This window comes from Bacillus cereus group sp. RP29 (assembly GCF_040459765.1).
GTDB classification, from domain to species: domain Bacteria; phylum Bacillota; class Bacilli; order Bacillales; family Bacillaceae_G; genus Bacillus_A; species Bacillus_A paranthracis.
This window is the reverse complement of sequence record NZ_JARVHN010000001.1, coordinates 551064-575000: the sequence shown is the minus strand read 5'-3', so window position 1 is coordinate 575000 and position 23937 is coordinate 551064. Positions and strand designations below refer to the sequence as shown.

Below are 23937 nucleotides of genomic sequence, written 5' to 3'. Positions count from 1 at the left end.
CCTTATGATTAGCGTTGAACTTATACCATTAACAATGAAATTTGTAGGACCTAGATCATTTCGTCAACGTGATATCGCAGTAAAACTTGTTGTGCGAAATATGGACAATATCCCAGTTGTAATTGAGGAAATAAAAGAAATGGATATAAAAGTGAAGAATATGAAGCTTAAAACGTTAGAAAATGGTTCTCACTATTTACATCTTAAATTATGTATCGATCAAAAAAGACATACTGCTGATGTTTACTATGCTCTCCAGCATCTCGAAAGTGTTCAACAAACTGAAGTGGAAAGTATGTAACGTAAAACAAACTCTCTTTTAAATTAGAGAGTTTTTCTTTTTTCTATAATGGCAACAATGAATGTAGTCCTGCAAAGTAAGGAGGAATAGGCAATTGAAATCCCGTCCGAATTTAGTAGATACATTTCGTGATTCCATTATTTTTCGTTTAATTTGCTTTATTGTTATACTTACTGCTTTTTCCGGCTTTCTTATACATAGATTAGAACCATCACACTTTACCACATGGTTTGATGGAATTTGGTGGTCAATCGTTACAATTTTCACTGTTGGCTATGGTGACTTTGCCCCTCATACACTAATCGGGAAACTTATCGGTATGAGTATTATTTTATTAGGAACTGGATTTTGTTCTTATTATATGGTGCTGTTTGCTACTGAAATGATTAATAAACAATATATGAAAGTTAAAGGAGAAGAAGCTGCGACTTCTAACGGTCATATGATTATTGTCGGCTGGAATGAACGAGCAAAACATGTTGTAAAACAAATGCACGTACTACAACCAAACCTTGATATCGTTTTAATTGATGAAACACTTTCTTTACTGCCAAAACCATTTCATCATTTAGAATTTATAAAGGGGTGCCCCCATCACGACCAAACGTTATTAAAAGCTAATATTACAACGGCACACACCATATTAATAACAGCCGATAAAGAAAAAAATGAAAGCTTAGCGGATACACAGTCCATTTTAAATATTTTAACTGCAAAAGGGCTCAACCCAAACATTCACTGCATCGCTGAACTTCTTACTTCTGAACAAATACAAAATGCAACGAGAGCTGGCGTGTCAGAAATTATAGAAGGAAATAAATTAACGAGCTATGTATTTACCGCTTCTCTTTTATTCCCTTCCATTTCAGGTGTACTATTTTCACTTTACGACGAAATCTCTGATAATAAATTACAACTGATGGAGCTTCCTATGTCCTGCACCGGACAAACTTTTGCCAATTGTAGCTATACTCTTTTAAAGCAAAACATTCTCTTACTAGGTATAAAGCGCGACGAACAATATATGATTAATCCAGTTCATTCCTTTGTTCTCATTGAAAGCGACATACTCATTGTTATTCACCATTAGTAAAATGACGCTCTAATTCTTGCATGAGCACTTTCCCAATATTGATATATTTTCTTTTCACATCTCCATCTGGATCTTTCGGCTCAGCAAATTGATCCATCCCACTCGTTCCAGCTGTTAACGTATTTACATGATCATCTAGTTCGTCTTGATATACGTGCGAAAGAATATACGGCGTTCCAAGACGAACTATTACGCCTGGTACATCTAGTTCTCCATCAATGGCTGTAAATGGCACTCGCAGAAATTGATAGCCATCTTCTTCATCAATTTTATAATCAAAGCATCCTTTATCATAATCCCAATTGCCACCAATGCTATATCCGAGTGGCTTCATTATTTCTTCTAACTTATATAACGCATATGTACGTCCTTCTAAATTTGAATGAATCGGAATCAAGTCCATCCCTCCTAGACTTTTTCTTTAGCATACCCACTCTAGTTTGAATATACTGATGGACTTTTCGATGAAATAATAAAAAGCGGCCGGATTCCGGCCGCTTTTTATTATTTTAAACGCTCTTCTAATTCTGCTTTTAATTCTTCAAATCCTGGTTTACCAAGTAAAGCAAACATGTTTTTCTTGTATGCTTCTACCCCTGGTTGGTCAAATGGATTTACGCCTAATAAGTAGCCGCTCATCGCACATGCTTTTTCGAAGAAGTATACAAGGTAACCGAATGTGTACTCATTTAATTCAGGAATATTTACGATTAAGTTTGGTACTCCGCCATCGCTATGTGCAAGTAATGTACCTTCGTATGCTTTCGTGTTTACGAAGTCTACAGTTTCACCAGCAAGGTAGTTTAATCCATCTAAATCGTTTTCTTCTGATTCGATTGTTAGTTCATGTGTAGGTTTACCTACTTTTAGAACTGTTTCAAATAAGTCACGACGACCTTCTTGAACGTATTGACCTAATGAATGTAAGTCAGTTGAGAAGTTTGCTGAAGATGGGAAAATACCTTTTTGATCTTTTCCTTCACTTTCACCAAATAACTGTTTCCACCACTCAGCGAAGTATTGAAGTGCTGGCTCATAGTTAACAAGCATTTCAATTGTTTTTCCTTTATTGTATAGAGCGTTACGAACTACTGCGTATTGGTAAGCTGGGTTTTCTTCTAGTTCTGATGTACCGAAGTCCTCACGACCAGCAGCTGCACCTTTCATCATCTCTTCAATATTTAAGCCACTCACTGCGATTGGCAATAAACCAACTGGCGTTAATACAGAGAAACGTCCTCCAACATCATCTGGAATAACGAATGTTTCGTAACCTTCATTATCAGCTAATGTTTTTAATGCACCACGCGCTTTATCTGTCGTTGCATAAATACGTTTGCGAGCTTCTTCTTTTCCATACTTTTCTTCTAATAACTTACGGAAAATACGGAATGCTAGTGCTGGCTCTGTTGTTGTACCTGATTTGGAAATAACGTTAATAGAGAAGTCTTTGCCTTCTAGTACATCCATTAAATCTTTCATATAAGTGGAGCTAATGTTTTGTCCAACAAATAGCACTTGTGGAGTTTTACGTTGTTCTTTAGAAAGTGTGTTGTAGAAAGAATGGTTTAACATTTCAATTGCTGCACGTGCTCCTAGGTAAGAACCACCGATACCTACAACAAGTAAAATGTCAGAGTCATTTTTAATTTTTTCTGCGCATTTTTGAATGCGAGCAAATTCTTCTTTGTCATATTGAAGCGGAAGGTCTACCCACCCAAGGAAATCGTTCCCAGCTCCAGTTTTTTCGTGGATTGCGTGATGTGTTACTTTCACTGCATCACGTAAATAAGTGATTTCATGTTCACCGATGAAGGATAACGCTTTAGAATAGTCGAACGTTACATGTGTACTCATCTTTTTCCCTCCAATTATGGATATGTATTTCTGTATTCACTTTAGCGAAACTGAAGTTGTAAATCAAGCGATTCACCCCTTGTAAACGTAACCAATATATATTTTTTAAAAAAAGTTCATTTTTTGCATAAAAATTCGCATTTTTCGGTATAGATGTATATACATCCTATTTCGAACATTTTTTATGTATAAAAACAACATAACTACCCCATTCTATAAAAGAGTTAATTAACTCATCGCTTGCTCATGCTTCACAATTAAGGGGGGCTTTTTCATGAGTACTTTGCAACGTATCGCATTAGTCTTTACTGTAATTGGCGCTGTAAACTGGGGATTAATTGGGTTCTTCCAGTTTGACTTAGTGGCAGCCATTTTCGGTGGACAAAACTCAGCTCTTGCACGTATTATTTACGGCATCGTCGGTATTTCTGGGCTGATCAATCTTGGTTTACTCTTTAAACCATCAGAAAATCTTGGTACTCACCCAGAAACGAACGAAATTCGCTAGTCAGTATGTCCTTACTCACCTTCGACATACGAATATGATTGCATGCAATCATATTTGCAAATATATATCATAAGAAAAAGTAAAAGAGGAACGCTCATATGCGCTCCTCTTTTACTTTGTTAACTCAGACTCTTCAATCCATTCTGTTAGCTTTTCTCGCAGCGTATTAAATCCGTCCTTAGATGGATTCGGTATAAGAATCCGTCCTTGTTTTCTTTTCGCCGCTTTTAACGATAAACTCATTTTTCTGTGTTCTTCATCAATTGAAAGTACTTTTACTTCTACTGTATCGCCGACTTTTAAAAAGTCATGAATATCCTTTACATATCCATTTGTAATTTCAGATATATGCACAAGTCCTTGTGTTTCTGCATCTAACGCTACAAATGCACCGTAATCTTGAATCCCAGTCACTTTCCCTGTTACAACCACTCCTGTTGTATATTGTTCTGACATATGAAACACTCCCATACGTTTACCATTTTCTCTACAATTGTAGATAGCAAAGCAGATGATTTATTGTTAAATATCCGATTAGTTAATACGTACCGTAAGTAAAGCTACTCAGGATACGCATACCTTATATTAGTAAATTATACCACTATGACAGAGCTCATTCAAAATTCATGAAAAAATTTCCTTAAGTAAGTATAATTCTCCAATATTAGGATAGAATACTAACACATGGCTTTCTAGTATTCCCCCCTTTTATGGACAAAACGTATTGTGTTTTGTCCTTTTTTTATTCTCTATAAACCGTTCCATTCTCTTCGTTGCTTCCATAAGCTGTTCAAGCGATGTTGCATACGAACAACGAATAAACCCTTCGCCACTTTCGCCAAATACACTTCCAGGTACAACAGCCACTTTTTCTTCTAATAATAACTGTTCTGCAAATTCCGCTGAAGATAGTCCAGTTGAAGAGATTGAAGGAAAGACATAAAATGCTCCGCCCGGCACGTGACACGTTAATCCCATTTCATTGAAAGATGTCGTCATAAAATTACGGCGTTTCTTATAGCTATCTCTCATCCGAATTACTTCATCATTCCCGGCACGTAACGCTTCAAGTGCTGCGAACTGAGACATCGTTGGGGCACACATCATAGAATATTGGTGAATTTTGAGCATTAATTCTGAAAAATGAACAGGAGCTGCAATCATACCAAGACGCCATCCTGTCATTGCAAATCCTTTTGAAAATCCCGAAATTAAAATCGTATGCTCGCGCATATTTTTAATACTCGCGAAACTTGTATATGCTTCGTCGTATACAAGTTCTGCATAAATTTCATCAGATAATACGATTAAATTGTACTTCTCAACAATCACTGCTATTTCTTCAAGCTCGGACTTGTTTAACATTGCACCTGTTGGGTTATTTGGTGAACAAAGTAAAATTGCCTTTGTCTTCGCTGTAATAGCTGCTTCAATTTGTTCTGGTTGTACTTTAAATTCATTTTCTAAAGTAGTCGCCACAGGAACTGGAACGCCTCCAGCTAATGTCACAAGCGGGGCATAAGAAACGAAACTTGGCTCAATAATGAGTACTTCATCATCAGGATTTATAATGGCGCGCATCGCTACATCTAACGCCTGACTTGCTCCAACTGTAACAATGATTTCATCGTTTGGATCATAAGAAACTGCAAATTGTTTTTTTAGATACTTTGCTATTTCTTGACGGAGCTCCAATAATCCTGCATTTGCTGTATATGACGTATATCCTTGTTCTAAAGAACGGATACATGCTTGCCTCACATTCCAAGGTGTAACGAAATCAGGCTCTCCTACTCCAAGCGAAATAACACCTTTCATATTTGCTGCTAAATCGAAAAACTTTCGAATACCAGATGGTTGTAAAGATTCCGCTGCTCTAGATAGTTCAAATTGCTTCATGGTGTCACCACAATTCGCTTATCATCATCGTTTTTTTCATAAATAATCCCCTCATGTTTATACTTCTTCAAAATAAAATGCGTTGTCGTAGAAACGACAGATTCAATTGTTGCTAATTTCTCAGAAACAAACATCGCCACTTCTCCCATTGTCTTTCCCTCTAATGTAATAGAAAGGTCATATGTCCCTGACATTAAATACACAGATTTCACTTCTGAATAACGATAAATTTGCTCAGCAACCGCATCGAACCCAACGCCGTGCTTTGGCGTAACTTTCACATCAATCATTGCCGTTAAACCTGTATGTTCTTTCACCTTCGTCCAATCGATATGTGTTACATAATCCACGATAATCTTTTCCGCTTCTAATTTTTCAACCATTTTCTTTACTTCTTCTACTTCTATATTTAACAGCTTCGCTAATATATCTACAGATAATCGACTACTTTTTTCAAGACAAGCTAATAATTCTAATTCTTTTTCTGTCACCATATAAATCATCCTTCCTTTTCGTTTGTGTCTAAATTATACAAATAGCCTTTCCAGTTTGAAAAGAAGATTTTTTTAGTGAATTATGTCAAAATAAAGTGAAACTTTAATCCACGGAAAGGTTCACCCCATGGATTATTAGCCCGCTCCAATCGGGCTTGATCTCCCACCTCACTTCTTTGTCTCAACCGTCTTTTTAGGTGGGAGTCTTACTGCTCGTTAAAGCGGGGTAAAGTGAAACTTTACTCAGCAGAAAAATGCATGATAAAGCGAAAGGGGATGGAATCGTGAAACCAAAAGTTTATATTGCTGAACCAGTTCCAACATTTGTAGAAAACTATTTATCAGAACACTGTGATTATGAAAAATGGGAGCAAAATGAGAAGGTACCTCGTGATGTTCTACTAGAGAAAATACAAGATAAAGATGGTTTATTAAATTTCGGATCTGCTATTAATGAAGAATTATTGGAGGCGGCTCCTAACTTAAAAGTAGTAAGCAACATTTCTGTCGGTTACGATAATTTTGATTTACAAGCGATGGAAAAGCGCAATGTCATCGGAACAAATACACCTTACGTACTAGATGATACAGTAGCTGACCTCGTTTTTGCTCTTATGTTATCTGCTGGTCGTCGTGTTTGTGAACTCGACTCCTACGTAAAAAATGGTAAATGGAATGCGGAAATTGGAAAAGAGCACTTTGGGCTAGATGTACACCATAGTACAATCGGCATTATCGGTATGGGCCGAATTGGTGAAGCTGTTGCAAAACGAGCGAAATTCGGATTTGATATGGATGTTCTTTATTATAACCGTCGCCGAAAAGAAGAAGCTGAACAAAAATTCGATGCTACATATTGTGATTTACAGACACTTCTAAAGCAGTCTGACTTTATCGTTCTTCTTACTCCATTAACAGATGAAACGTACCATCTTATCGGAGAAAAGGAATTTTCATTCATGAAAGAAACAGCTATCTTCATTAATGCTTCTCGCGGGAAAACAGTAGATGAAGAAGCGTTAATCGATGCGTTAACAGAAAAGAAAATCTTTGCAGCAGGCATCGATACGTTTACACAAGAGCCGATTCAAAAAGACAATCCGCTCTTATCATTACAAAATGTTGTGACCTTACCACATATCGGATCTGCAACATTAAAAACTAGGCAACAAATGGCTATGACCGCCGCTGAAAATTTAGTTACAGCGTTACAAGGAAAAACACCGCCTAATATTGTTCGCGGGTAATACTGAATATACGAAAGGCAAGATGACATCGTCATCTTGCCTTTTTTTGTTAACATATTTTTTTCTGCCTTGGAAATGATATGAACAAAAATCAATGGAGTGACAAAAAATGAATCACGAATCTACTTGTCCTTATTTCACTTTTTCCACTCGCGGCACTACTGTTCATTACGAATTGTATGAACATGAAAATAAAACAGAACGTCCTACTTTCGTACTCGTTCACGGCTTTTTATCTTCCTCATTCAGCTACCGCCGTCTAATTCCTTTATTATCAAAAGAAGGAACAGTCATTGCCCTTGATTTACCACCGTTCGGGAAGAGTGATAAGTCTCATCTATTTAAGTATTCTTATCATAATTTAGCAATGATTATAATCGATTTAATTGAACACTTATCTCTCTCAAACATTGTGTTAGTTGGACATTCTATGGGCGGCCAAATTTCACTTTACGTAAACCGTATACGTCCTGAATTAATTTCAAAGACAATTTTACTATGTAGCTCTAGCTATTTAGCACGCGCAACTTTACCTTTACTGTACTCTTCTTATTTACCGTTCTTTCATTTATACGTAAAGAATTGGATTATACGGCGCGGCATTGTTCATAACTTAATGAATGTCGTTCATGATCATTCATTAATTGACGATGAAATGAAGGCCGGTTACTCTGCTCCTTTTTATGACAACCGTATATTCCCCGCTTTAACTCGTATGATACGAGATCGTGAAGGTGACTTATCTTCAACTGAATTACAAAAAATCGAAACACCTACGCTACTCATTTGGGGTGAAAAAGATCGGGTCGTCCCTGTACATGTGGGTCATCGTCTGCACAAAGATTTACCGAATTCGAAATTTATTTCTTACGAAAATACAGGGCATTTACTACCTGAAGAAAAACCGGAACATGTTTATGAAGAAATTATGGCTTTTTCTGCGCAGTAATATAAAAAGGCTGTCGGAAATTCCGACAGCCTACAATGAACAACTTCCGCCTTCTTTTATTACAAGTAATTCCACAGCTAACTTCTCACATTTTTCAAGCGCAGGTACTTCCTCAAAAGACATAAAGTATATATGTTGAATCTTCTTTGCGATGTATTTTGAATCATCAAACACACTTGCGACGTTCACAACATCGCTCGCTTCTGTTTCATAAAACTCCGGTCCCATTTGAAACGGATCCCAATTCTTCACAACCTCTATCATCTTTTCATATGTACCCATTCGCTTCCCGCCTTTTCACTTTTTAATACTTTTCTTTATCCTATCACATCAGCTATTCTATAAGAAGAGAGAGAACTTTCATAACTTAACGGTTTTACAGAAGAAGGGGGCAAACTTATGCAACTATTTCATAAAACAGTCAATCGACGTGGAACCCATAGTATAAAATGGGATACATATAAAAACGAAGAACTTATCCATGCTTGGATTGCTGATATGGATTTTGAAGTACCACAACCAATTCAAGCTGCTTTAAAGAAACGTATCGAGCATCCTATTTTCGGCTATACACTTCCTCCCGAAAATATTGGCGATATTATTTGTAACTGGACAAAAAAACAGTACAACTGGGATATTCAAAAAGAGTGGATTGTCTTTAGCGCCGGAATCGTTCCAGCTCTTAGTACGAGCATACAGGCCTTCACAAAGGAAAACGAATCCGTTCTCGTACAACCACCTATTTATCCCCCATTTTTCGAAATGGTCACAACAAACAACAGACAATTATGCGTAAGTCCATTACAGAAACAAAATGATACATATGCGATAGACTTTGAGCATTTAGAAAGGCAATTTCAACAAGGCATTAAACTCATGCTTCTTTGCAGTCCTCACAATCCGATAGGGCGTGTTTGGACGAAAGAGGAACTAACAAAGCTTGGATCTTTATGTACCAAATATAATGTAATCGTTGTCGCAGATGAAATTCATTCCGATATTATTTACGCAGATCATACACATACACCGTTCGCTTCTTTATCCGAAGAATTAGCAGCGCGCACGATTACTTGTATGGCTCCAAGTAAAACATTTAATATCGCTGGATTACAAGCATCGATTATTATCATTCCAAATGAAAAACTCCGTCAAGCCTTTACATCTATCCAATATAGACAAGGCTTCCACGGATTAAATATATTTGCCTATACAGCGATGGTAAGTGCCTATACAGAATGTAACGATTGGCTAAATGAAATTCGATTATATATAGAAGATAATGCTCAATTTGCTTGTAAATATATGAAAGATCACATACCTACTCTTTCCGTAACGAAGCCAGAAGGTAGCTTTTTATTATGGATTGATTGCTCTCGCCTACAGCTTTCTCAAGATGAGCGCACTAAATTGCTCGAAGAAAAAGGAAAAATTATTGTTGAGCCTGGTGAGAAGTACGGATTAGGCGGCGAAGAACATATTCGAATTAACATCGGCTGTCCAAGGTCTGTTTTAGAAGAAATTTTAAATAGACTGCGCCATACGTTTTCATAATAAGAAAGGAGACTGTTTGGGACAGCCTCCTTTGTCAACTTTTGTCGGTAAGTCGATATATTTTAAAAATCGCCGATATATTTTGAGTTACGGTCGATATATTCCAATAATCGCCGATATATTTTAAGTTACAGTCGATATATTCCAATAATCGCTGATATATTTTAAGTTACAGTCGATATATTCCAATAATCGCTGATATATTTTCACTTACACTACACAAAAAAGCTACCGCGCACGGTAGCTTTTACTTTTTCTTCATATCCGACGCTTTTTTTACAATAACACCACAAGCAATTCGATCACCTGATTTACCTGTCGGTTGTGTCATGCCATCATCAGCGTTTTCTGTAATAATAATAGACGCTCCATCTTTTCTATGAATCGTCGTTTTTCCTTCTTCAAGCGTTATATGCGGCGCATCAATTTCTGCTTTAATCTTTCCAGAACCATCTGCAATTACGTTCGGTAAATCACCGTTTTCTGCACCCTTCGGATTGAGTAGTCCATGCTTTTTATCATCTGGATTAAAATGATTTCCAGCTGATTCAAAACGAGGTGCTTTACACTCTCCAATTTCGTGTACATGTAGTCCGTGCGGGCCAGGTGCGAAACCTTCCCCTTTAATCGTAATTTTCACTCCGCTTGTTTGCTGAGTTACTTTTGCAGTCCCCACTTCATCACCTGAAGCATTATGTAATTTCACGTCAATTTCTTTCGGCTTTCCTTGGTCACAACCTGCCATCAGAAATAGTAAACAACAACTGAAAAAAAGCCGTTTTTTCATTTTATTCCCTCCAAAATACATTCTGCCCTTAGATTGTCCGAGCATAGAGGGAAACATACAAAAATGAGTTACTGTTTCTTTTCAGCTAACAGCTTTTCTTCAACTTTCTGTAATCGATCTGCTTCTCGTTTTGATACACGAACGAACATACGCCATGTAGCAATCGCACCGATAATAAATAGAACACAAACAATCCCTGGAATAATATATTCTGTTTTATCTTCCGGAAAGTATAAAGGCATCATAACGAACACTCCTTAATTATAGGATTCGAAAAGCATCAGAATTTTCTGTTATATACATTTAAATTATAGTTGAACCTATTCATATTCTCAAGGGGCGTTCCGAAAGCGAATGATTTCTTTGACTCCTTCTCCTACTTTCCTTACTATAAACTTGAGGTGAAAAATATGAGAGAAACATTTGAAATTGGCGAAATCGTTACTGGTATTTATAAAACGGGAAAATACATTGGCGAGGTTACAAATAGCCGCCCTGGCAGTTACGTCGTAAAAGTATTAGCTGTTTTAAAACATCCGGTGCAAGGTGACTTACATAACGTAAAACAAGCTGACGTACCATTTTTCCACGAAAGACGTGCTTTAGCTTTTCGTGAACAGACGAACATTCCAGAGCAAATGGTGAAGAAATATGAAGGAGAAATTCCAGATTACACAGATTCACTCAAATTAGCATTAGAAACTCAAATGAATTCATTTTCTGAAGATGATTCACCTTTTGCGGTTCGTAGTCTAGAAACATTAGAGCAGTTAAAAAAAGACTACAAACTTTAAAAAACAAAACGACCAAATTACATACTGTGCAATTTGGTCGTTACTGTGTACTCACTTTCTTTAACACTTTTGAAAAATCAACGAGTTCCCCTAATGTTGGAGGTGCTGGTTTCACTAAATACTCTTTATCTTTTTCTACTAACTTAAAAATATTATACGTCGTCATCGCATCATCTAGCGCACAATGATGCTTCCCCGTCCCTACTTTTCCATACGCCTCAATTGCTTTCCACAGTCCTGTTTGATTTCTCTCACCAAAAAACTTCTTATACTCAAGTGATAAATCACGACACTGTCCTTGGAAAGGAAAATCTACTCCCGCTTTTTCACAATTATGCTTCAACACTTTCATATCCATATTTCCCCACGTAACAATGGTCGGTTTACATCTCTTTTCATATTCTGCAAGTTTTTCAACGAGTTCTGGAAACGAAATTCCTTTATCTACGACTTCTTGTTTAATCCCTAAAAACTTCTTACATCGATCCGTTAAAGAAGGAAAAGTCTTCGGCCTAACATGAGCTGAATACGTATCTTCTACCTTACAGCCAACAACCGAAACGAGTCCTACCTCAATAATCTCCGGGAAAAATCCTTTTGGTTTTTTTCTGTGCTGGGGCATCGTAAACTCAAAATCCAAAAATAAAAATTGTTGTTCATTCATACGATCCCTTCCTTATCATCTTTGTCATTCCTTTCTATTTGACACTCCTACACGAACAAGCTCGAATGCTAATTCCATTTTAAATATTCAGATTGGATGTATCTTATATATATGTCAAATGCCCGCAAATATTTTTAAAAATAAGAAAAAGTAACCTTTGCAGAAAATATAACAAAATAAGCCCTTTCATTTACATCCGACATTTTTCTACTTTATAATGACGTTATGTGTGTTTCATCTAGTTAATTTTTGACACACTAAGAAAAGTGAATGAAAGGAGATGAGAGTTTTGCACGAAACAACGCAAGAGCTCGCAAACTGGCAGTATTATTTTGCTATCGCAGTCTTTTTAATTACATATGCCATTATTATTTCTGAAAAAATTAATCGCGCTGTCATCGCACTTCTTGGCGCAGCACTCATGGTAATTATGGGGGTTGTTGATTTACACAATGCCTTTACGAAACATATTGAATGGGGGACGATTACACTACTCATCGGTATGATGATTTTGGTGAACATTACGAGTAAATCGGGCGTCTTCCAATACGTTGCCATTAAAGCAGCAAAAGGAGCGCAAGGAAATCCAATTAAAATTTTAATTTCACTTTCCTTACTTACTGCACTTGGTTCCGCGTTTTTAGATAACGTTACAACTGTACTTCTTGTTGTTCCAGTTACTTTATCTATTACGCGCATACTGCAAGTAAATCCTGTCCCTTATTTACTTTCTGAAATTATTTTTTCAAACATTGGGGGAACAGCAACATTAATTGGTGATCCACCTAACATTATGATTGGTTCTGCCAATAAGCATTTAGATTTCAATGCTTTCTTACTAAACTTAGCGCCAATCGTAATTATTATCATTGGTGTGACAGCGACAATACTTTACTTCATGTACCGCAAACAATTAATCGCTGATCCTGTACAAGTTAAAAAATTAATGAGTTTAGATGAAAAGCAATACATTAAAGATCCAGTATTAATGAAAAAATCTTTAACAGTACTTGGACTTACAATTGTAGGTTTCATGACTCATTCCATTTTCCACGTTGATGCAGCTATCATCGCTTTAACTGGTGCTACTGTACTTATGTTAATCGGTGTGAAAGAACATGAAATTGAAGAAGTATTCGCAAGTGTAGAATGGGTAACAATCTTCTTCTTCGCAGGACTATTCGTACTCGTTGGAGGACTTATCGATATCGGTCTTATTAAAATGTTAGCTCAAAAAGTAATTGGCATAACAGGCGGAGATATTTCTTACGCATCTATCCTTATTTTATGGGTATCTGGTATCGCCTCTGCAACAATTGATAACATTCCATTCGTTGCAACAATGATTCCTCTTATTAACGATATGGCTGTCGGATTAGGTTTATCACCTGCTGACGCACAAATCGACGTATTATGGTGGGCATTAGCATTAGGTGCTTGTCTGGGCGGAAACGGAACATTAATCGGCGCTTCTGCTAATGTAATTGTCGCAGGTATCGCAAGCCGCGAAGGACATAAATTTAGCTACATGGACTTCTTAAAAGTCGGTTTCCCAATTATGATCGTTTCATTAATCATTTCTCATATTTATATTTATGTACGCTACCTTATGTAGCACAAAAAGCGCTCTGATAACCAGGGCGCTTTTTTCATTACACATATTTAAATTAAACTTACTCGTTATACCTCACCGGCTCATTTCTGATAATGAACAAGTGAATCGGCAAGAACACTGAAAATGTGATGACATGAATAATCGTAAATAATATAGAGTTCGTTCCATATCTGTCTAAAATAGCGTAGATAAGATAAATAGACAACACAATGGATACAGCTGTTGCTATTAAATATAAAATTGGTACGAAATTAAAAATGAAACATGCGACATATATGCCGAATACTTTCCATCCTGCTTCTTCTTTCAAGAAATCGGGTAATTTATCTTTCGCTAAATCACCCCATATTTTACTATTTAAAAAAGGAATAAATGCTAGAACTCCATCCGTTGCACCGTCATTTTTCGCCATCGTATACAGTGCAAAAGCCGTTAACAAATACGCAATAACTGCCCAAATCAATATAACAAGAATAAACGCAAAACTAAGAGCAAAGAAACCTGCTAGTAAGCCTTGATCTTCCATCTTATCCTCTCCTCTCTACTCTCAACATATTTCATTGCATTGCAAGTTATGTTTTAAAATTCAACCAAACTCTCTGTATAATAATAGGAGTAACATAATAAGAGAGGAGAACAACCGATGCATCCATTTGTAAAAACATTACAAGAGCATTTCATAGCTCACAAAAATCCGGAAAAAGCAGAACCGATGGCACGTTATATGAAAAATCACTTCCCATTTCTCGGTATTCAAACACCTGAAAGAAGACAATTACTAAAAGACGTCATCCAAATACATACTCTCCCAGATCCAAAAGACTTCCAAATTATCGTACGTGAGCTGTGGGATTTACCAGAACGAGAATTTCAGGCAGCCGCACTCGATATGATGCAAAAATATAAAAAGCATATAAACGAAACGCATATTCCCTTCTTAGAAGAACTTATTGTAACAAAATCTTGGTGGGACACTGTCGATAGCATCGTCCCTACATTTTTAGGCGATATTTTTTTACAACATCCCGGATTGATTTCTGCCTATATTCCAAAATGGATTGCATCAGATAACATATGGTTACAACGCGCCGCTATTTTATTCCAGCTAAAATATAAACAAAAGATGGATGAAGAACTTCTTTTTTGGGTTATTGGACAACTACATTCTTCGAAAGAATTTTTCATTCAAAAAGCGATTGGATGGGTCCTTCGTGAATATGCAAAAACAAAGCCCGATGTCGTTTGGGAATACGTGCAAAATAACGAGCTTGCTCCACTCAGCAGGCGTGAAGCAATTAAGCACATTAAACAAAATTACGGAATAAATAACGAAAAAATAGGCGAGACTCTATCATAGATAGACGCGTTCCTCTATTGAGATTTAAAAAAGAACGTGTTAGAATATGTTCATTATTATTAATATAAGTAGCGATGACGGACTTATAAGTACTTGCACAAAAAGCGATTCAGGGATAGTGAAAGCCTGAAGCCGCAAGGAAACGGCAGTCTCGAGCAATACGTGATAAAGTGGATGCACCTTTTGTGTATCAACTAGGGTGGAACCGCGGGCAAACGCTCGTCCCTAGGCAATTAAGCCTTGGGATGAGCGTTTTTTTATGTTTTTCAAAGCATATACTGCTCGTTTCACAAGTTACCTGAGCACGTCATCGCCAATACGTTAACTTTCAAAAGGAGGATTTTATTATGTATTCAATGGAACAAGTAGTAAACTTAGCGAAACATCGCGGTTTTGTTTTCCCTGGTTCTGAAATTTACGGTGGTCTTGCAAACACTTGGGATTACGGTCCACTTGGAATCGAATTAAAAAATAACGTTAAAAAAGCTTGGTGGAAAAAATTCATTCAAGAATCTCCATACAACGTTGGTTTAGACGCTGCTATTTTAATGAACCCAAAAACTTGGATCGCTTCTGGTCACGTTGGTAACTTCAACGATCCAATGATCGACTGTAAAAAATGTAAAGCGCGTCACCGTGCAGACAAATTAATTGAAGATGCATTAGATGCAAAAGGCATCGAAATGGTTGTTGATGGTCTTACTTTCGACCAAATGGCTGACTTAATGAAAGAACATGAAGTAAAATGTCCTGATTGCGGTAGTGAAGAATTCACTGAAATCCGTCAGTTCAACTTAATGTTCAAAACATTCCAAGGTGTTACAGAGTCTAGCACAAACGAAATCTTCCTTCGTCCAGAAACAGCACAAGGTATTTTCGTAAACTTCAAAAACGTACAACGCTCTATGCGTAAAAAACTTCCATTTGGTATTGGCCAAATCGGTAAGAGCTTCCGTAACGAAATCACGCCTGGTAACTTCACATTCCGTACACGTGAATTCGAACAAATGGAACTTGAATTCTTCTGTAAGCCTGGTGAAGATTTAGAGTGGTTCGCATTCTGGCGTGAAACTTGTAAGAACTGGTTACTTTCACTTGGTATGACTGAAGAAAGCATGCGTCTTCGTGACCACGGTGAAGAGGAATTATCTCACTACAGTAACGCAACAACTGACATTGAATTCAAATTCCCATTCGGTTGGGGCGAACTATGGGGCGTTGCATCTCGTACAGACTTCGATTTAAAACGTCACATGGAACACTCTAACGAAGACTTTAACTATATTGATCCACAAACGAATGAGCGTTACGTACCGTACTGCATCGAGCCATCTTTAGGTGCTGACCGCGTAACATTAGCGTTCTTATGTGATGCATATGAAGAAGAGCAATTAGAAAACGATTCTCGTACAGTTCTTCGTTTCCACCCTGCTTTAGCACCATACAAAGCAGCGATCTTACCATTATCTAAAAAGCTATCTGAAGGTGCTACTGAAGTATTTGCAGAACTAGCTAAAGACTTCATGGTAGACTTTGACGAAACTGGTTCTATCGGTAAACGTTACCGTCGTCAAGACGAAATCGGTACACCATTCTGTATCACTTATGACTTCGACTCAGTTGAAGACAAAGCTGTTACAGTACGTGACCGTGACACAATGGAACAAGTGCGTATGCCAATTAGCGAACTAAAAGGTTTCTTAGAGAAGAAAATCCAGTTCTAATTATAAGAAAAAGAGGCTGCTCATTAGAGCAGCCTCTTTTTTTACTTTTCACGTTTTTCTTTAATTGCTACTGTACATCTTGAAATACATAATAAATCGTCATTCTCATCAATGATACGTACATCCCAAACCATCGTTGAGTTTCCTCTATGTATCGGTGTTCCGATTGCTGTTACAATTCCATCTTTCTTTGAGCGAATATGGTTTGCATTAATTTCTAGACCGAAGCAAATACATTTCTCTTGATCAATTAAATTGTATGAACCGACGCTTGCTACTGTTTCCGCCAACGCAAGAGATGCACCACCATGTAAAAAACCAAACGGCTGATGTGTACGTTCATCAACAGGCATCGTAGCAACTACCTTATCTTCTGTCATCTCTAACAACTCAATTCCAAGCGAATCCATTAAAGTTTTTGCCATATCGTTTCCCCCTTCTCTCACTTTAATTAAATGTATAATTTTACCTATTTACTTTCAAACTACGTATAACACTTATATAAGGAGGTTTCACCTAAATGAAACAGAAATTTTTTATACTATCGCTTATGTTCTCCTTGCTGACTATTGTACCAAATTGTGCACTAGCAGCCAAAGCATCCAACCTGACAATCGATGTTCAGACTGTCACGCAAAAAGGTAAGAAACCTTATATAGAATATCAAATCAATAGGCCTTCGTTTCATAACTTTTCCGATTCTAAGTTTCAAAATAAGCTAAATTTCTATTACAAAAAATCTACTGAAAAATTTAAAACAAAATTAGAAAAAGACGCAAAAAAATATTATAAAGAAACAGAAGGATCTAGTACACCATTTCATCCGTACGTGGCGAATGTTGATTATAAAGTCTCCTTAAATAAATCACCTTTGCTCAGCCTATATTTGAATTACTATCAATATACAGGCGGAGCACACGGTCTTTATACGTGGAAGGCTAACACATTTGATTTAAAAGAAAAAAAGTTACTACACTTAGACGATTTATTTCAACAAGAAGATAAATATAAAGACGTAATTCGTGCTGAGATTGTAAGACAAATTAAACAAAATGAAAGTATTTATTTTCCTGATGCAACTGAAAAAGTCATGAGCACGAAAAAGTTTCACTTCTTTTTAGAACCGAACAATCTCGTCATTTATTTCCCTTTATATGAAATTGCGCCTTATTCAAGCGGCATTCCACAATTTCGTATTCCATATACGTTGCTAAGAGAGTATTTGAAGCCTTCTTATCAAAATATTTTAATTGACAACAAGTAAATAGTTTCGCTACGATAATGTTAACTTAAAAACAACAGGAGGTTAACATTATGAGGAGATTTCATGTTTTAGATTTAGCATTAGCCGCCATGTTCGTCGCTCTTATGGCCATTGGTGCAAATATTGTATCTTGGGCACCATTCCTGCAAGTAGCGGGCATCCCATTATCTATGCAACCATTTTTCGCAATTTTAGCAGGGCTTCTTCTTGGAAGTAGACTTGGTGCATTATCAATGACTGTTTACATGCTAGTTGGAGTAGCAGGTGCACCAATCTTCGCTAACTTCAAAGCTGGATTTGGAGCACTTTTAGATCCTACTGGTGGCTTTATTATCGCATTTATTATCGTTGCTTACGTATCAGGAAAACTCGTAGAACAAAAGGAAAAACCAACATTTCGTACATTTGCAACTGCCTCTTTCACAGGAATCATTTTAACTTATATTATCGGTACTACTTACATGTACGGGGCAGTCAATCTCTTTATGGGCGGTAATATGAGCTATAAAGCTGCTTGGATGATTATGATGTGGTTTGCAGTAAAAGATATTGCATTTACAATTATCGGTGCTATTATCGCACCTCGCATATACTATGCTGTGCGTCGTTCTGCTTATCAGCATTCTCATTCGACGATTTCTTAATAAAAAAAGAGTTATTTCAGCTTGCTGAAATAACTCTTTTTTTATTAAGACTCTTGATTCGCTTGTTCTTCTAAAATTTTCTTCATCATTGCAACCATGTCATCACGTAATTCTGGGTGTTGCAGTGCCATTTCGATTGTTGTTTGAACGAATCCTAGCTTTTCACCTACATCGTAGCGCTTTCCTTCGAAATCGTAAGCAAATACACGTTGAATTTCATTTAAGCTTTGGATTGCATCTGTTAACTGAATTTCGCCACCAGCACCAACATGTTGCTGATCTAAGAACATGAAGATTTCAGGTGTTAAAACGTAACGTCCCATAATTGCTAAGTTTGAAGGTGCTGTACCTGCTGCTGGTTTCTCAACGAAATTGCGAACTTGGTAACGACGTCCTTCCTGCTCTAACGGATCGATAATTCCGTAACGGTGTGTTTCATTTTCTGGAACCGTTTGTACGCCAATAACAGAAGAAAGCGTTTTATCATATTCTTCAATTAATTGACGTAAACATGGTTTTTCAGCTTGAACGATATCATCACCTAATAAAACAGCGAATGGCTCATCACCAATGAATTTACGCGCACACCAAACAGCGTGACCTAATCCTTTTGGTTCTTTTTGACGAATGTAGTGAATGTCTACCATTTTTGAAGAAGCCTGTACTTTTTCAAGTAACTCATACTTTTTCTTTTCTAATAAGTTTTGCTCTAACTCAAATGCATTATCAAAATGATCTTCAATAGAACGCTTCGTTTTACCAGTAACGATAATAATATCTTCGATTCCTGATTTTACTGCTTCTTCTACAATGTATTGGATAGTTGGTTTATCAACAATCGGTAACATTTCTTTCGGCATCGCTTTCGTTGCTGGTAAAAAACGTGTTCCTAATCCAGCTGCTGGGATTATCGCTTTTCTTACTTTTTTCATCACAAAATACCCTCTCTCCTGTCGGAATCAATAGCAATCATTTCCTACATAAAACAAAAGGGAGATTTCGCTCCCTTTTGTTCCTTACTACTTAAAATTACTTTATATTATAAACGATTCATAATATCTTCTTTAATAGTAAGTAACTTTTGTTCACTATTTTGTAAAGAACTATCTTTTACACCAAAGTAGAACTTAATCTTCGGTTCAGTTCCAGATGGACGTAGGCAGAACCATGAACCATCCTCTAATTGATATTTTAACACATTTGATTTCGGTAAGTGAATCTCTTCTTTATGTCCATCTTGTAAAGATGTAACGATGCTTGCTTTATAGTCTTCAACTGCCACGACTGTTAAGCCCGCTACTTCTTTCGGAGGATTTTCACGGAATGTTGCCATCATCTCTTGGATTTTTTCCGCTCCATCTTTTCCTTTTAGCGTTAACGATACAAGATCTTCACGGAAGAAACCGTACTTCTCAAACACTTCTAATAGACCATCGTATAACGTTTTACCTTGTGATTTGTAGTACGCAGCTACTTCACATGCAAATAGAACAGATTGTACTGCATCTTTATCACGGCAGAATGGGCGGATTAAATAACCATAGCTTTCCTCATAACCGAATTGGAATTCATATTGTCCGCTTTCTTCATACTGTCTAATTTTCTCACCGATAAATTTAAATCCAGTTAACGTATCAACTGTATCTAAACCGTATGCTTTCGCGATTGTACGACCAATTTCAGACGTTACGATTGTTTTTAATACGACACCGTTCTCTGGTAGCGTTCCGTTTTCTTTCTTTTGAGATAATAAGTAATCAAGCATTAATGCACCTGTTTGGTTACCAGTTAATACTTGGAACTCACCATCGTGATTACGAACTGCTACACCAAGGCGATCTGCGTCAGGATCCGTTGCGATTAACACATCCGCTCCTACCTTCTCACCGTCACGAATTGCATATTCAAATGCTGCATGCTCTTCTGGGTTCGGTGATTTTACTGTAGAGAAGTTCGGATCTGGTAACTCTTGCTCTTTTACAACTGTTACATCTGTAAATCCAACTTCTTTTAAACCACGGCGTACAGAAATATTTGATGTTCCGTGTAGTGGTGTGAAGACGATTTTTAAATCTTTGCCGGCCTTTTCCACCATTTCTTTATTAATAATGACATTGTTCAATTCTGCAGCATATGCATCATCGACTTCTTGTCCAATAATATGTAATAAACCGTCAGCTTTTAATTGCTCCACATTAGCAACCTCAACTGTTAACTCGTCTTCTACTGCGTTTACGTAGCTAATTAATTCATCAGCTTCTTTCGGAGGCAACTGTCCACCATCTTCACCGTATACTTTATAACCGTTATATTCAGGCGGATTATGACTTGCAGTAAGAACGATTCCACTCACTGTATGTAAATGACGAACTGCGAAAGAAAGCACTGGCGTTGGACGTAAGCTTTCAAACACATATGTTGTAATGCCGTGTGCACCTAGTGTAGCAGCAACTTCCATTGCGAACTCAGGTGACTTATGACGAGAATCATATGCTACAACAACACCGCGTTTTTTCGCTTCCTCACCTAACTTTTCGATAAAGCTTGCTAATCCTTTTGTCGCTTTACGAACTGTATATACGTTTAAACGGTTCGTACCAGCACCAAGTTCACCACGCATACCACCTGTGCCAAACTCTAGATTTTTATAAAAGCTATCCTCGATTTTCTTCTCATCTTGCTTCATATTTTCTAGCTGTTCTTTTAATTCTGCATCTAATTGTGCGTAAGAAAGCCAGCGATTAAATTCTTGTTTCCAATTCATTCTTCTCTCTCCTCTCGCTCGTCATACCTTTATTATATGAAAAAAACATGCTGTATCTCAATATTTTATAAAATCTAGCAGGATTTTACTAGGAATATTTGTATACACTATTGTTAAATACTCCACTAAAGGGAATGAGGATTATGCGCGAATGGGGCTTGTCAGAAGAGCTCAAAATACAAACAAAGCAAATGATTGAAATTGCTGAAAAAGAACTATCGATTATGAGGAGCGCAATCGATAAAGAAGACGAATGTATTTTATGCAAAATGGAAGATATTCATCATATGTTAGCAAATGTACAAACATTGGCAGCTACATACTATATTCAAGCATATTTATCACCTTATACGGAAAGTTCATCTTTTATTACGACAGCTATCCAACATTTAAGCGCCCGAAAACATGGCGCTCTTATCGTTGTGGAACGAAACGAGACGCTTGAAGCTTTCATTCAAACTGGAACGACATTAAACGCTCATTTAACCGCACCATTACTCGAATCAATATTTTATCCAGGTAACCCTCTTCATGATGGAGCCGTTCTCGTTAAAAATAATCATATTGTCTCAGCTGCCAATATTCTTCCGCTCACGAAAAGCACAGAAGTTGATCCTGAACTAGGAACACGTCACAGAGCTGCAATTGGCTTATCAGAAAAAAGCGATGCCCTTATTTTAGTTGTCTCTGAAGAAACGGGCCGCACTTCCTTTGCTTTAAACGGAACGTTATATACGATTTCTTTATAAAGTGAAATTACACCGGCCGTAACACCACATATATCAATAAAAAAGGCTGTTCCAAAATGTAGGAACAGCCCTCTCTTACGATCTTATTCTTCGCCGAAACGTTCAACAAGCGTTGCAAGTGTACGTACCATTGCACCTGTCGCTCCAGCTGGACCTAAATCATGCGCTCCTGATGATTCAGATGTTCCAGCGATGTCTAAGTGTACCCAAGGTGTATCTTCAGCGAATTCACCTAGGAATGTACCTGCCATAACCGCATGTCCTTCGCGGCCTGGTGAGTTATTTAAATCAGCAAACTTACTGTTTCTCACGCGTTCTTTGTCACGATCAAAAATCGGTAATTGCCAAATTGATTCATCTGTTTCCATAGATGCCTCTAGCACTTGCTCGAATAACTCTTCATTGTTTGTCATTGCACCTGTCGTATGATTTCCAAGTGCAACAATTACACCACCTGTTAATGTCGCAACATCAATTAAATAGTTTGCACCTAATTTTTTCGCATACGTAATACCGTCAGCTAATGCTAAGCGACCTTCTGCATCTGTATTTAATACTTCAATTGTTTTTCCGCTCATAGATGTGATTACATCGTCTGGCTTAAATGCTGTACCACTTACAACGTTATCCGTTGATGGAATAACAGCGATCACATTTTGCTCTGGGCGAAGTTCACCGATAATTTCCATCGCACCTAATACAGCAGCCGCACCGCCCATATCACCTTTCATACCGACCATGCCTTCACGTGGTTTTAAAGAATAACCACCTGTATCATATGTGATTCCTTTTCCAACGAATCCAATAACATCTGTCCACTCTTCTTTTCCTTTATAAATAAGAGCGATCATTTTTGGTGGCTCTACACTACCTTGGTTTACTGCAAGTAACGCACCCATACCAAGCTCTTCCATCTCTTCTTTCTCAAGAACTTTATAATCCATATCATACTTCTCCGCTAACTCAACAGCATACTCAGCAAGCTTCGTCGCTGTTAATACGTTTGGCGGCATATTTACAAGTGTACGAGCTGAATTTGTTGCACGTCCATGTACGTAGCCAACTGTTAATGCCGCTTCAATTTCCTGTGCATCTTCCGCTGTAATAGCCGTAAACTTCTCTAACTCTACACGATCCTTTTTATCTGATTTATACGTTTGTAACTCATATGTACCAAGGCCTTGTACTTCTGCCGCAATATGAGCGACATCAATCGCGTCTAATTTCTCTGTTACGAAAGAATCAAGTAAGATTGCTGCATCTTGTACTTTTGCTGCTTGCAGTGTTTTAAACGTCTTACCAAGAGCCGAACGTAATGTTTCTGTCGTATAAGATTCTTTCTTGCCTAAACCAACGAAATAATAACGTTTCACTTCTGTTTTTCCTAAACTATGTACTTTTGAAATAGCTTTCTTCTTCGTAGAAAGTTCTTTCTCTTCTAATAAAACTTGTAATTGTCCTTCAAACGCTTTGTCCAGTTCTTGTACAAAGTTACTCGTTTCCTCTTCTTCAAATAAGGCAACAATCACCGCTTCATGGCTTGCTAATTCTTTTTGTACTTGGAACATGTTCAGACCCCCTAAATTTCTCTACTCTATCTTTATTATAACTTTATTTTCGATAAAATGCGACAATTCTAACTTCTGTTATACCCTATATAAAATAAAAAAAGTCTA

27 protein-coding genes (1 of these 27 cut by a window edge) are annotated in these 23937 nt (G+C 37.2%); 13 read left to right on the top strand and 14 right to left on the bottom strand.

Going from position 1 to position 23937, the window contains the following annotated elements:
- Together QCI47_RS02870 and QCI47_RS02865 are read left to right on the top strand one after the other, a co-directional pair.
- A protein-coding gene (locus tag QCI47_RS02870) for an MgtC/SapB family protein (protein ID WP_000386681.1) crosses the window boundary here: on the top strand, nucleotides 1-301 show its 3' end. It extends 380 nt beyond the left edge of the window; only the last 301 of its 681 coding nucleotides appear in the window; its start codon lies beyond the left edge, outside the window; its stop codon occupies nucleotides 299-301.
- Nucleotides 302-395: 94 nt separating this feature from the next.
- Nucleotides 396-1391, top strand: coding sequence for a potassium channel family protein (locus QCI47_RS02865; protein ID WP_000842331.1), 996 nt, complete (start codon nucleotides 396-398; stop codon nucleotides 1389-1391).
- Here the strand turns inward: QCI47_RS02865 and QCI47_RS02860 are convergent.
- Both QCI47_RS02860 and QCI47_RS02855 read right to left on the bottom strand, forming a co-directional pair.
- Nucleotides 1378-1791 carry a YugN-like family protein gene (locus tag QCI47_RS02860; RefSeq protein WP_000612285.1) on the bottom strand — a complete coding sequence of 138 codons (414 nt, stop codon included), beginning with the start codon at nucleotides 1789-1791 and terminating at the stop codon, nucleotides 1378-1380. The two genes, QCI47_RS02865 and QCI47_RS02860, sit on opposite strands and share 14 nt — an antisense overlap.
- A 107-nt stretch (nucleotides 1792-1898) precedes the next feature.
- The gene (locus tag QCI47_RS02855; protein WP_000103660.1) at nucleotides 1899-3251 is read right to left on the bottom strand and encodes a glucose-6-phosphate isomerase; all 1353 of its coding nucleotides are present in this window, start codon (nucleotides 3249-3251) and stop codon (nucleotides 1899-1901) included.
- Between the two features lie 274 nt (nucleotides 3252-3525).
- Between QCI47_RS02855 and QCI47_RS02850 the strand changes: the two genes are divergently transcribed.
- The gene (locus tag QCI47_RS02850) at nucleotides 3526-3759 is read left to right on the top strand and encodes a DUF378 domain-containing protein (RefSeq protein WP_000105788.1); all 234 of its coding nucleotides are present in this window, start codon (nucleotides 3526-3528) and stop codon (nucleotides 3757-3759) included.
- Between the two features lie 111 nt (nucleotides 3760-3870).
- On the opposite strand, the gene yugI is transcribed toward QCI47_RS02850, so the two are convergent.
- From yugI to QCI47_RS02835, 3 genes are all read right to left on the bottom strand, one after another.
- Complete coding sequence (gene yugI / locus QCI47_RS02845; protein WP_000003767.1) at nucleotides 3871-4215, bottom strand: S1 domain-containing post-transcriptional regulator GSP13; 345 nt, start codon at nucleotides 4213-4215, stop codon at nucleotides 3871-3873.
- Nucleotides 4216-4467: 252 nt separating this feature from the next.
- Complete coding sequence (locus QCI47_RS02840; protein ID WP_000808516.1) at nucleotides 4468-5658, bottom strand: aminotransferase; 1191 nt, start codon at nucleotides 5656-5658, stop codon at nucleotides 4468-4470.
- Nucleotides 5655-6152: an Lrp/AsnC family transcriptional regulator gene (locus QCI47_RS02835; RefSeq protein WP_309423432.1), complete on the bottom strand. Its 498-nt coding sequence runs from the start codon at nucleotides 6150-6152 to the stop codon at nucleotides 5655-5657. The genes QCI47_RS02840 and QCI47_RS02835 overlap by 4 nt, the downstream gene beginning before the upstream one ends.
- Nucleotides 6153-6406: 254 nt before the next feature.
- On the opposite strand from QCI47_RS02835, the gene QCI47_RS02830 reads away from it, so the two are divergent.
- Both QCI47_RS02830 and QCI47_RS02825 read left to right on the top strand, forming a co-directional pair.
- A complete protein-coding gene (locus tag QCI47_RS02830; protein WP_000543731.1) occupies nucleotides 6407-7399 on the top strand; it encodes a 2-hydroxyacid dehydrogenase in 993 nt (330 codons plus the stop codon).
- Between the two features lie 109 nt (nucleotides 7400-7508).
- Complete coding sequence (locus QCI47_RS02825) at nucleotides 7509-8348, top strand: alpha/beta fold hydrolase (RefSeq protein WP_001015185.1); 840 nt, start codon at nucleotides 7509-7511, stop codon at nucleotides 8346-8348.
- Between the two features lie 30 nt (nucleotides 8349-8378).
- Here QCI47_RS02825 and QCI47_RS02820 read toward each other — a convergent pair whose 3' ends face one another.
- The gene (locus QCI47_RS02820) at nucleotides 8379-8630 is read right to left on the bottom strand and encodes a YugE family protein (RefSeq protein WP_000537636.1); all 252 of its coding nucleotides are present in this window, start codon (nucleotides 8628-8630) and stop codon (nucleotides 8379-8381) included.
- 117 nt (nucleotides 8631-8747) lie between these two features.
- Here QCI47_RS02820 and QCI47_RS02815 point away from each other — a divergent pair, with 117 nt between their 5' ends.
- Nucleotides 8748-9899, top strand: coding sequence for a MalY/PatB family protein (locus tag QCI47_RS02815; protein ID WP_061131733.1), 1152 nt, complete (start codon nucleotides 8748-8750; stop codon nucleotides 9897-9899).
- A 247-nt stretch (nucleotides 9900-10146) separates the two neighbouring features.
- On the opposite strand, the gene sodC is transcribed toward QCI47_RS02815, so the two are convergent.
- Entirely contained in the window at nucleotides 10147-10686 is a 540-nt protein-coding gene (sodC, locus tag QCI47_RS02810; protein ID WP_000746504.1) for a superoxide dismutase [Cu-Zn], read from the bottom strand.
- Nucleotides 10687-10754: 68 nt separating this feature from the next.
- Nucleotides 10755-10931, bottom strand: a complete 177-nt coding sequence (locus QCI47_RS02805; RefSeq protein WP_000982758.1) for a hypothetical protein — start codon at nucleotides 10929-10931, stop codon at nucleotides 10755-10757.
- Nucleotides 10932-11096: 165 nt separating this feature from the next.
- On the opposite strand from QCI47_RS02805, the gene kapB reads away from it, so the two are divergent.
- A complete protein-coding gene (gene kapB, locus QCI47_RS02800) occupies nucleotides 11097-11480 on the top strand; it encodes a kinase-associated lipoprotein KapB (protein ID WP_001209341.1) in 384 nt (127 codons plus the stop codon).
- Between the two features lie 40 nt (nucleotides 11481-11520).
- Here the strand turns inward: kapB and kapD are convergent, their stop codons facing one another.
- Nucleotides 11521-12144: a 3'-5' exonuclease KapD gene (gene kapD / locus QCI47_RS02795; protein ID WP_001005369.1), complete on the bottom strand. Its 624-nt coding sequence runs from the start codon at nucleotides 12142-12144 to the stop codon at nucleotides 11521-11523.
- Between the two features lie 289 nt (nucleotides 12145-12433).
- On the opposite strand from kapD, the gene QCI47_RS02790 reads away from it, so the two are divergent.
- The gene (locus tag QCI47_RS02790; protein WP_000545225.1) at nucleotides 12434-13759 is read left to right on the top strand and encodes an ArsB/NhaD family transporter; all 1326 of its coding nucleotides are present in this window, start codon (nucleotides 12434-12436) and stop codon (nucleotides 13757-13759) included.
- 58 nt (nucleotides 13760-13817) lie between these two features.
- Here the strand turns inward: QCI47_RS02790 and QCI47_RS02785 are convergent, their stop codons facing one another.
- Nucleotides 13818-14285: a hypothetical protein gene (locus QCI47_RS02785; protein WP_000390057.1), complete on the bottom strand. Its 468-nt coding sequence runs from the start codon at nucleotides 14283-14285 to the stop codon at nucleotides 13818-13820.
- 117 nt (nucleotides 14286-14402) lie between these two features.
- Here QCI47_RS02785 and QCI47_RS02780 point away from each other — a divergent pair, with 117 nt between their 5' ends.
- The gene (locus tag QCI47_RS02780; protein WP_000553331.1) at nucleotides 14403-15116 is read left to right on the top strand and encodes a DNA alkylation repair protein; all 714 of its coding nucleotides are present in this window, start codon (nucleotides 14403-14405) and stop codon (nucleotides 15114-15116) included.
- A gap of 347 nt (nucleotides 15117-15463) precedes the next feature.
- Nucleotides 15464-16840, top strand: coding sequence for a glycine--tRNA ligase (locus tag QCI47_RS02775; protein ID WP_000287154.1), 1377 nt, complete (start codon nucleotides 15464-15466; stop codon nucleotides 16838-16840).
- A gap of 41 nt (nucleotides 16841-16881) precedes the next feature.
- Here QCI47_RS02775 and QCI47_RS02770 read toward each other — a convergent pair whose 3' ends face one another.
- Nucleotides 16882-17265 (bottom strand): hotdog fold thioesterase, encoded by a 384-nt coding sequence (locus QCI47_RS02770; protein ID WP_001140608.1) that lies wholly within the window; start codon nucleotides 17263-17265, stop codon nucleotides 16882-16884.
- A gap of 95 nt (nucleotides 17266-17360) precedes the next feature.
- Here QCI47_RS02770 and QCI47_RS02765 point away from each other — a divergent pair, with 95 nt between their 5' ends.
- Nucleotides 17361-18104 carry a DUF3298 and DUF4163 domain-containing protein gene (locus QCI47_RS02765; protein ID WP_000810358.1) on the top strand — a complete coding sequence of 248 codons (744 nt, stop codon included), beginning with the start codon at nucleotides 17361-17363 and terminating at the stop codon, nucleotides 18102-18104.
- Between the two features lie 50 nt (nucleotides 18105-18154).
- Entirely contained in the window at nucleotides 18155-18748 is a 594-nt protein-coding gene (locus tag QCI47_RS02760) for a biotin transporter BioY (RefSeq protein WP_001252157.1), read from the top strand.
- Nucleotides 18749-18792: 44 nt separating this feature from the next.
- Here the strand turns inward: QCI47_RS02760 and galU are convergent, their stop codons facing one another.
- Nucleotides 18793-19680, bottom strand: a complete 888-nt coding sequence (gene galU, locus QCI47_RS02755) for a UTP--glucose-1-phosphate uridylyltransferase GalU (protein ID WP_061131951.1) — start codon at nucleotides 19678-19680, stop codon at nucleotides 18793-18795.
- A 107-nt stretch (nucleotides 19681-19787) separates the two neighbouring features.
- Nucleotides 19788-21512 (bottom strand): phospho-sugar mutase, encoded by a 1725-nt coding sequence (locus QCI47_RS02750; RefSeq protein ID WP_071742205.1) that lies wholly within the window; start codon nucleotides 21510-21512, stop codon nucleotides 19788-19790.
- Nucleotides 21513-21655: 143 nt separating this feature from the next.
- Here QCI47_RS02750 and cdaS point away from each other — a divergent pair, with 143 nt between their 5' ends.
- A complete protein-coding gene (gene cdaS, locus QCI47_RS02745) occupies nucleotides 21656-22261 on the top strand; it encodes a sporulation-specific diadenylate cyclase CdaS (RefSeq protein ID WP_001209528.1) in 606 nt (201 codons plus the stop codon).
- A gap of 83 nt (nucleotides 22262-22344) precedes the next feature.
- Here the strand turns inward: cdaS and pepA are convergent, their stop codons facing one another.
- Complete coding sequence (gene pepA, locus QCI47_RS02740; protein WP_242231267.1) at nucleotides 22345-23829, bottom strand: cytosol aminopeptidase; 1485 nt, start codon at nucleotides 23827-23829, stop codon at nucleotides 22345-22347.
- Nucleotides 23830-23937: the final 108 nt, after the last annotated feature.

Coding starts and splice junctions, on each gene's coding strand:
- QCI47_RS02855 (WP_000103660.1), bottom strand. CDS start 3,251: ATGAGTACACATGTAACGTTCGACTATTCTAAAGCGTTATCCTTCATC.
- QCI47_RS02850 (WP_000105788.1), top strand. CDS start 3,526: ATGAGTACTTTGCAACGTATCGCATTAGTCTTTACTGTAATTGGCGCT.
- yugI (WP_000003767.1), bottom strand. CDS start 4,215: ATGTCAGAACAATATACAACAGGAGTGGTTGTAACAGGGAAAGTGACT.
- QCI47_RS02840 (WP_000808516.1), bottom strand. CDS start 5,658: ATGAAGCAATTTGAACTATCTAGAGCAGCGGAATCTTTACAACCATCT.
- QCI47_RS02835 (WP_309423432.1), bottom strand. CDS start 6,152: ATGGTGACAGAAAAAGAATTAGAATTATTAGCTTGTCTTGAAAAAAGT.
- QCI47_RS02830 (WP_000543731.1), top strand. CDS start 6,407: ATGCATGATAAAGCGAAAGGGGATGGAATCGTGAAACCAAAAGTTTAT.
- QCI47_RS02825 (WP_001015185.1), top strand. CDS start 7,509: ATGAATCACGAATCTACTTGTCCTTATTTCACTTTTTCCACTCGCGGC.
- QCI47_RS02820 (WP_000537636.1), bottom strand. CDS start 8,630: ATGGGTACATATGAAAAGATGATAGAGGTTGTGAAGAATTGGGATCCG.
- QCI47_RS02815 (WP_061131733.1), top strand. CDS start 8,748: ATGCAACTATTTCATAAAACAGTCAATCGACGTGGAACCCATAGTATA.
- sodC (WP_000746504.1), bottom strand. CDS start 10,686: ATGAAAAAACGGCTTTTTTTCAGTTGTTGTTTACTATTTCTGATGGCA.
- QCI47_RS02805 (WP_000982758.1), bottom strand. CDS start 10,931: ATGATGCCTTTATACTTTCCGGAAGATAAAACAGAATATATTATTCCA.
- kapB (WP_001209341.1), top strand. CDS start 11,097: ATGAGAGAAACATTTGAAATTGGCGAAATCGTTACTGGTATTTATAAA.
- kapD (WP_001005369.1), bottom strand. CDS start 12,144: ATGAATGAACAACAATTTTTATTTTTGGATTTTGAGTTTACGATGCCC.
- QCI47_RS02785 (WP_000390057.1), bottom strand. CDS start 14,285: ATGGAAGATCAAGGCTTACTAGCAGGTTTCTTTGCTCTTAGTTTTGCG.
- QCI47_RS02780 (WP_000553331.1), top strand. CDS start 14,403: ATGCATCCATTTGTAAAAACATTACAAGAGCATTTCATAGCTCACAAA.
- QCI47_RS02775 (WP_000287154.1), top strand. CDS start 15,464: ATGTATTCAATGGAACAAGTAGTAAACTTAGCGAAACATCGCGGTTTT.
- QCI47_RS02770 (WP_001140608.1), bottom strand. CDS start 17,265: ATGGCAAAAACTTTAATGGATTCGCTTGGAATTGAGTTGTTAGAGATG.
- QCI47_RS02765 (WP_000810358.1), top strand. CDS start 17,361: ATGAAACAGAAATTTTTTATACTATCGCTTATGTTCTCCTTGCTGACT.
- QCI47_RS02760 (WP_001252157.1), top strand. CDS start 18,155: ATGAGGAGATTTCATGTTTTAGATTTAGCATTAGCCGCCATGTTCGTC.
- galU (WP_061131951.1), bottom strand. CDS start 19,680: ATGAAAAAAGTAAGAAAAGCGATAATCCCAGCAGCTGGATTAGGAACA.
- QCI47_RS02750 (WP_071742205.1), bottom strand. CDS start 21,512: ATGAATTGGAAACAAGAATTTAATCGCTGGCTTTCTTACGCACAATTA.
- cdaS (WP_001209528.1), top strand. CDS start 21,656: ATGCGCGAATGGGGCTTGTCAGAAGAGCTCAAAATACAAACAAAGCAA.
- pepA (WP_242231267.1), bottom strand. CDS start 23,829: ATGTTCCAAGTACAAAAAGAATTAGCAAGCCATGAAGCGGTGATTGTT.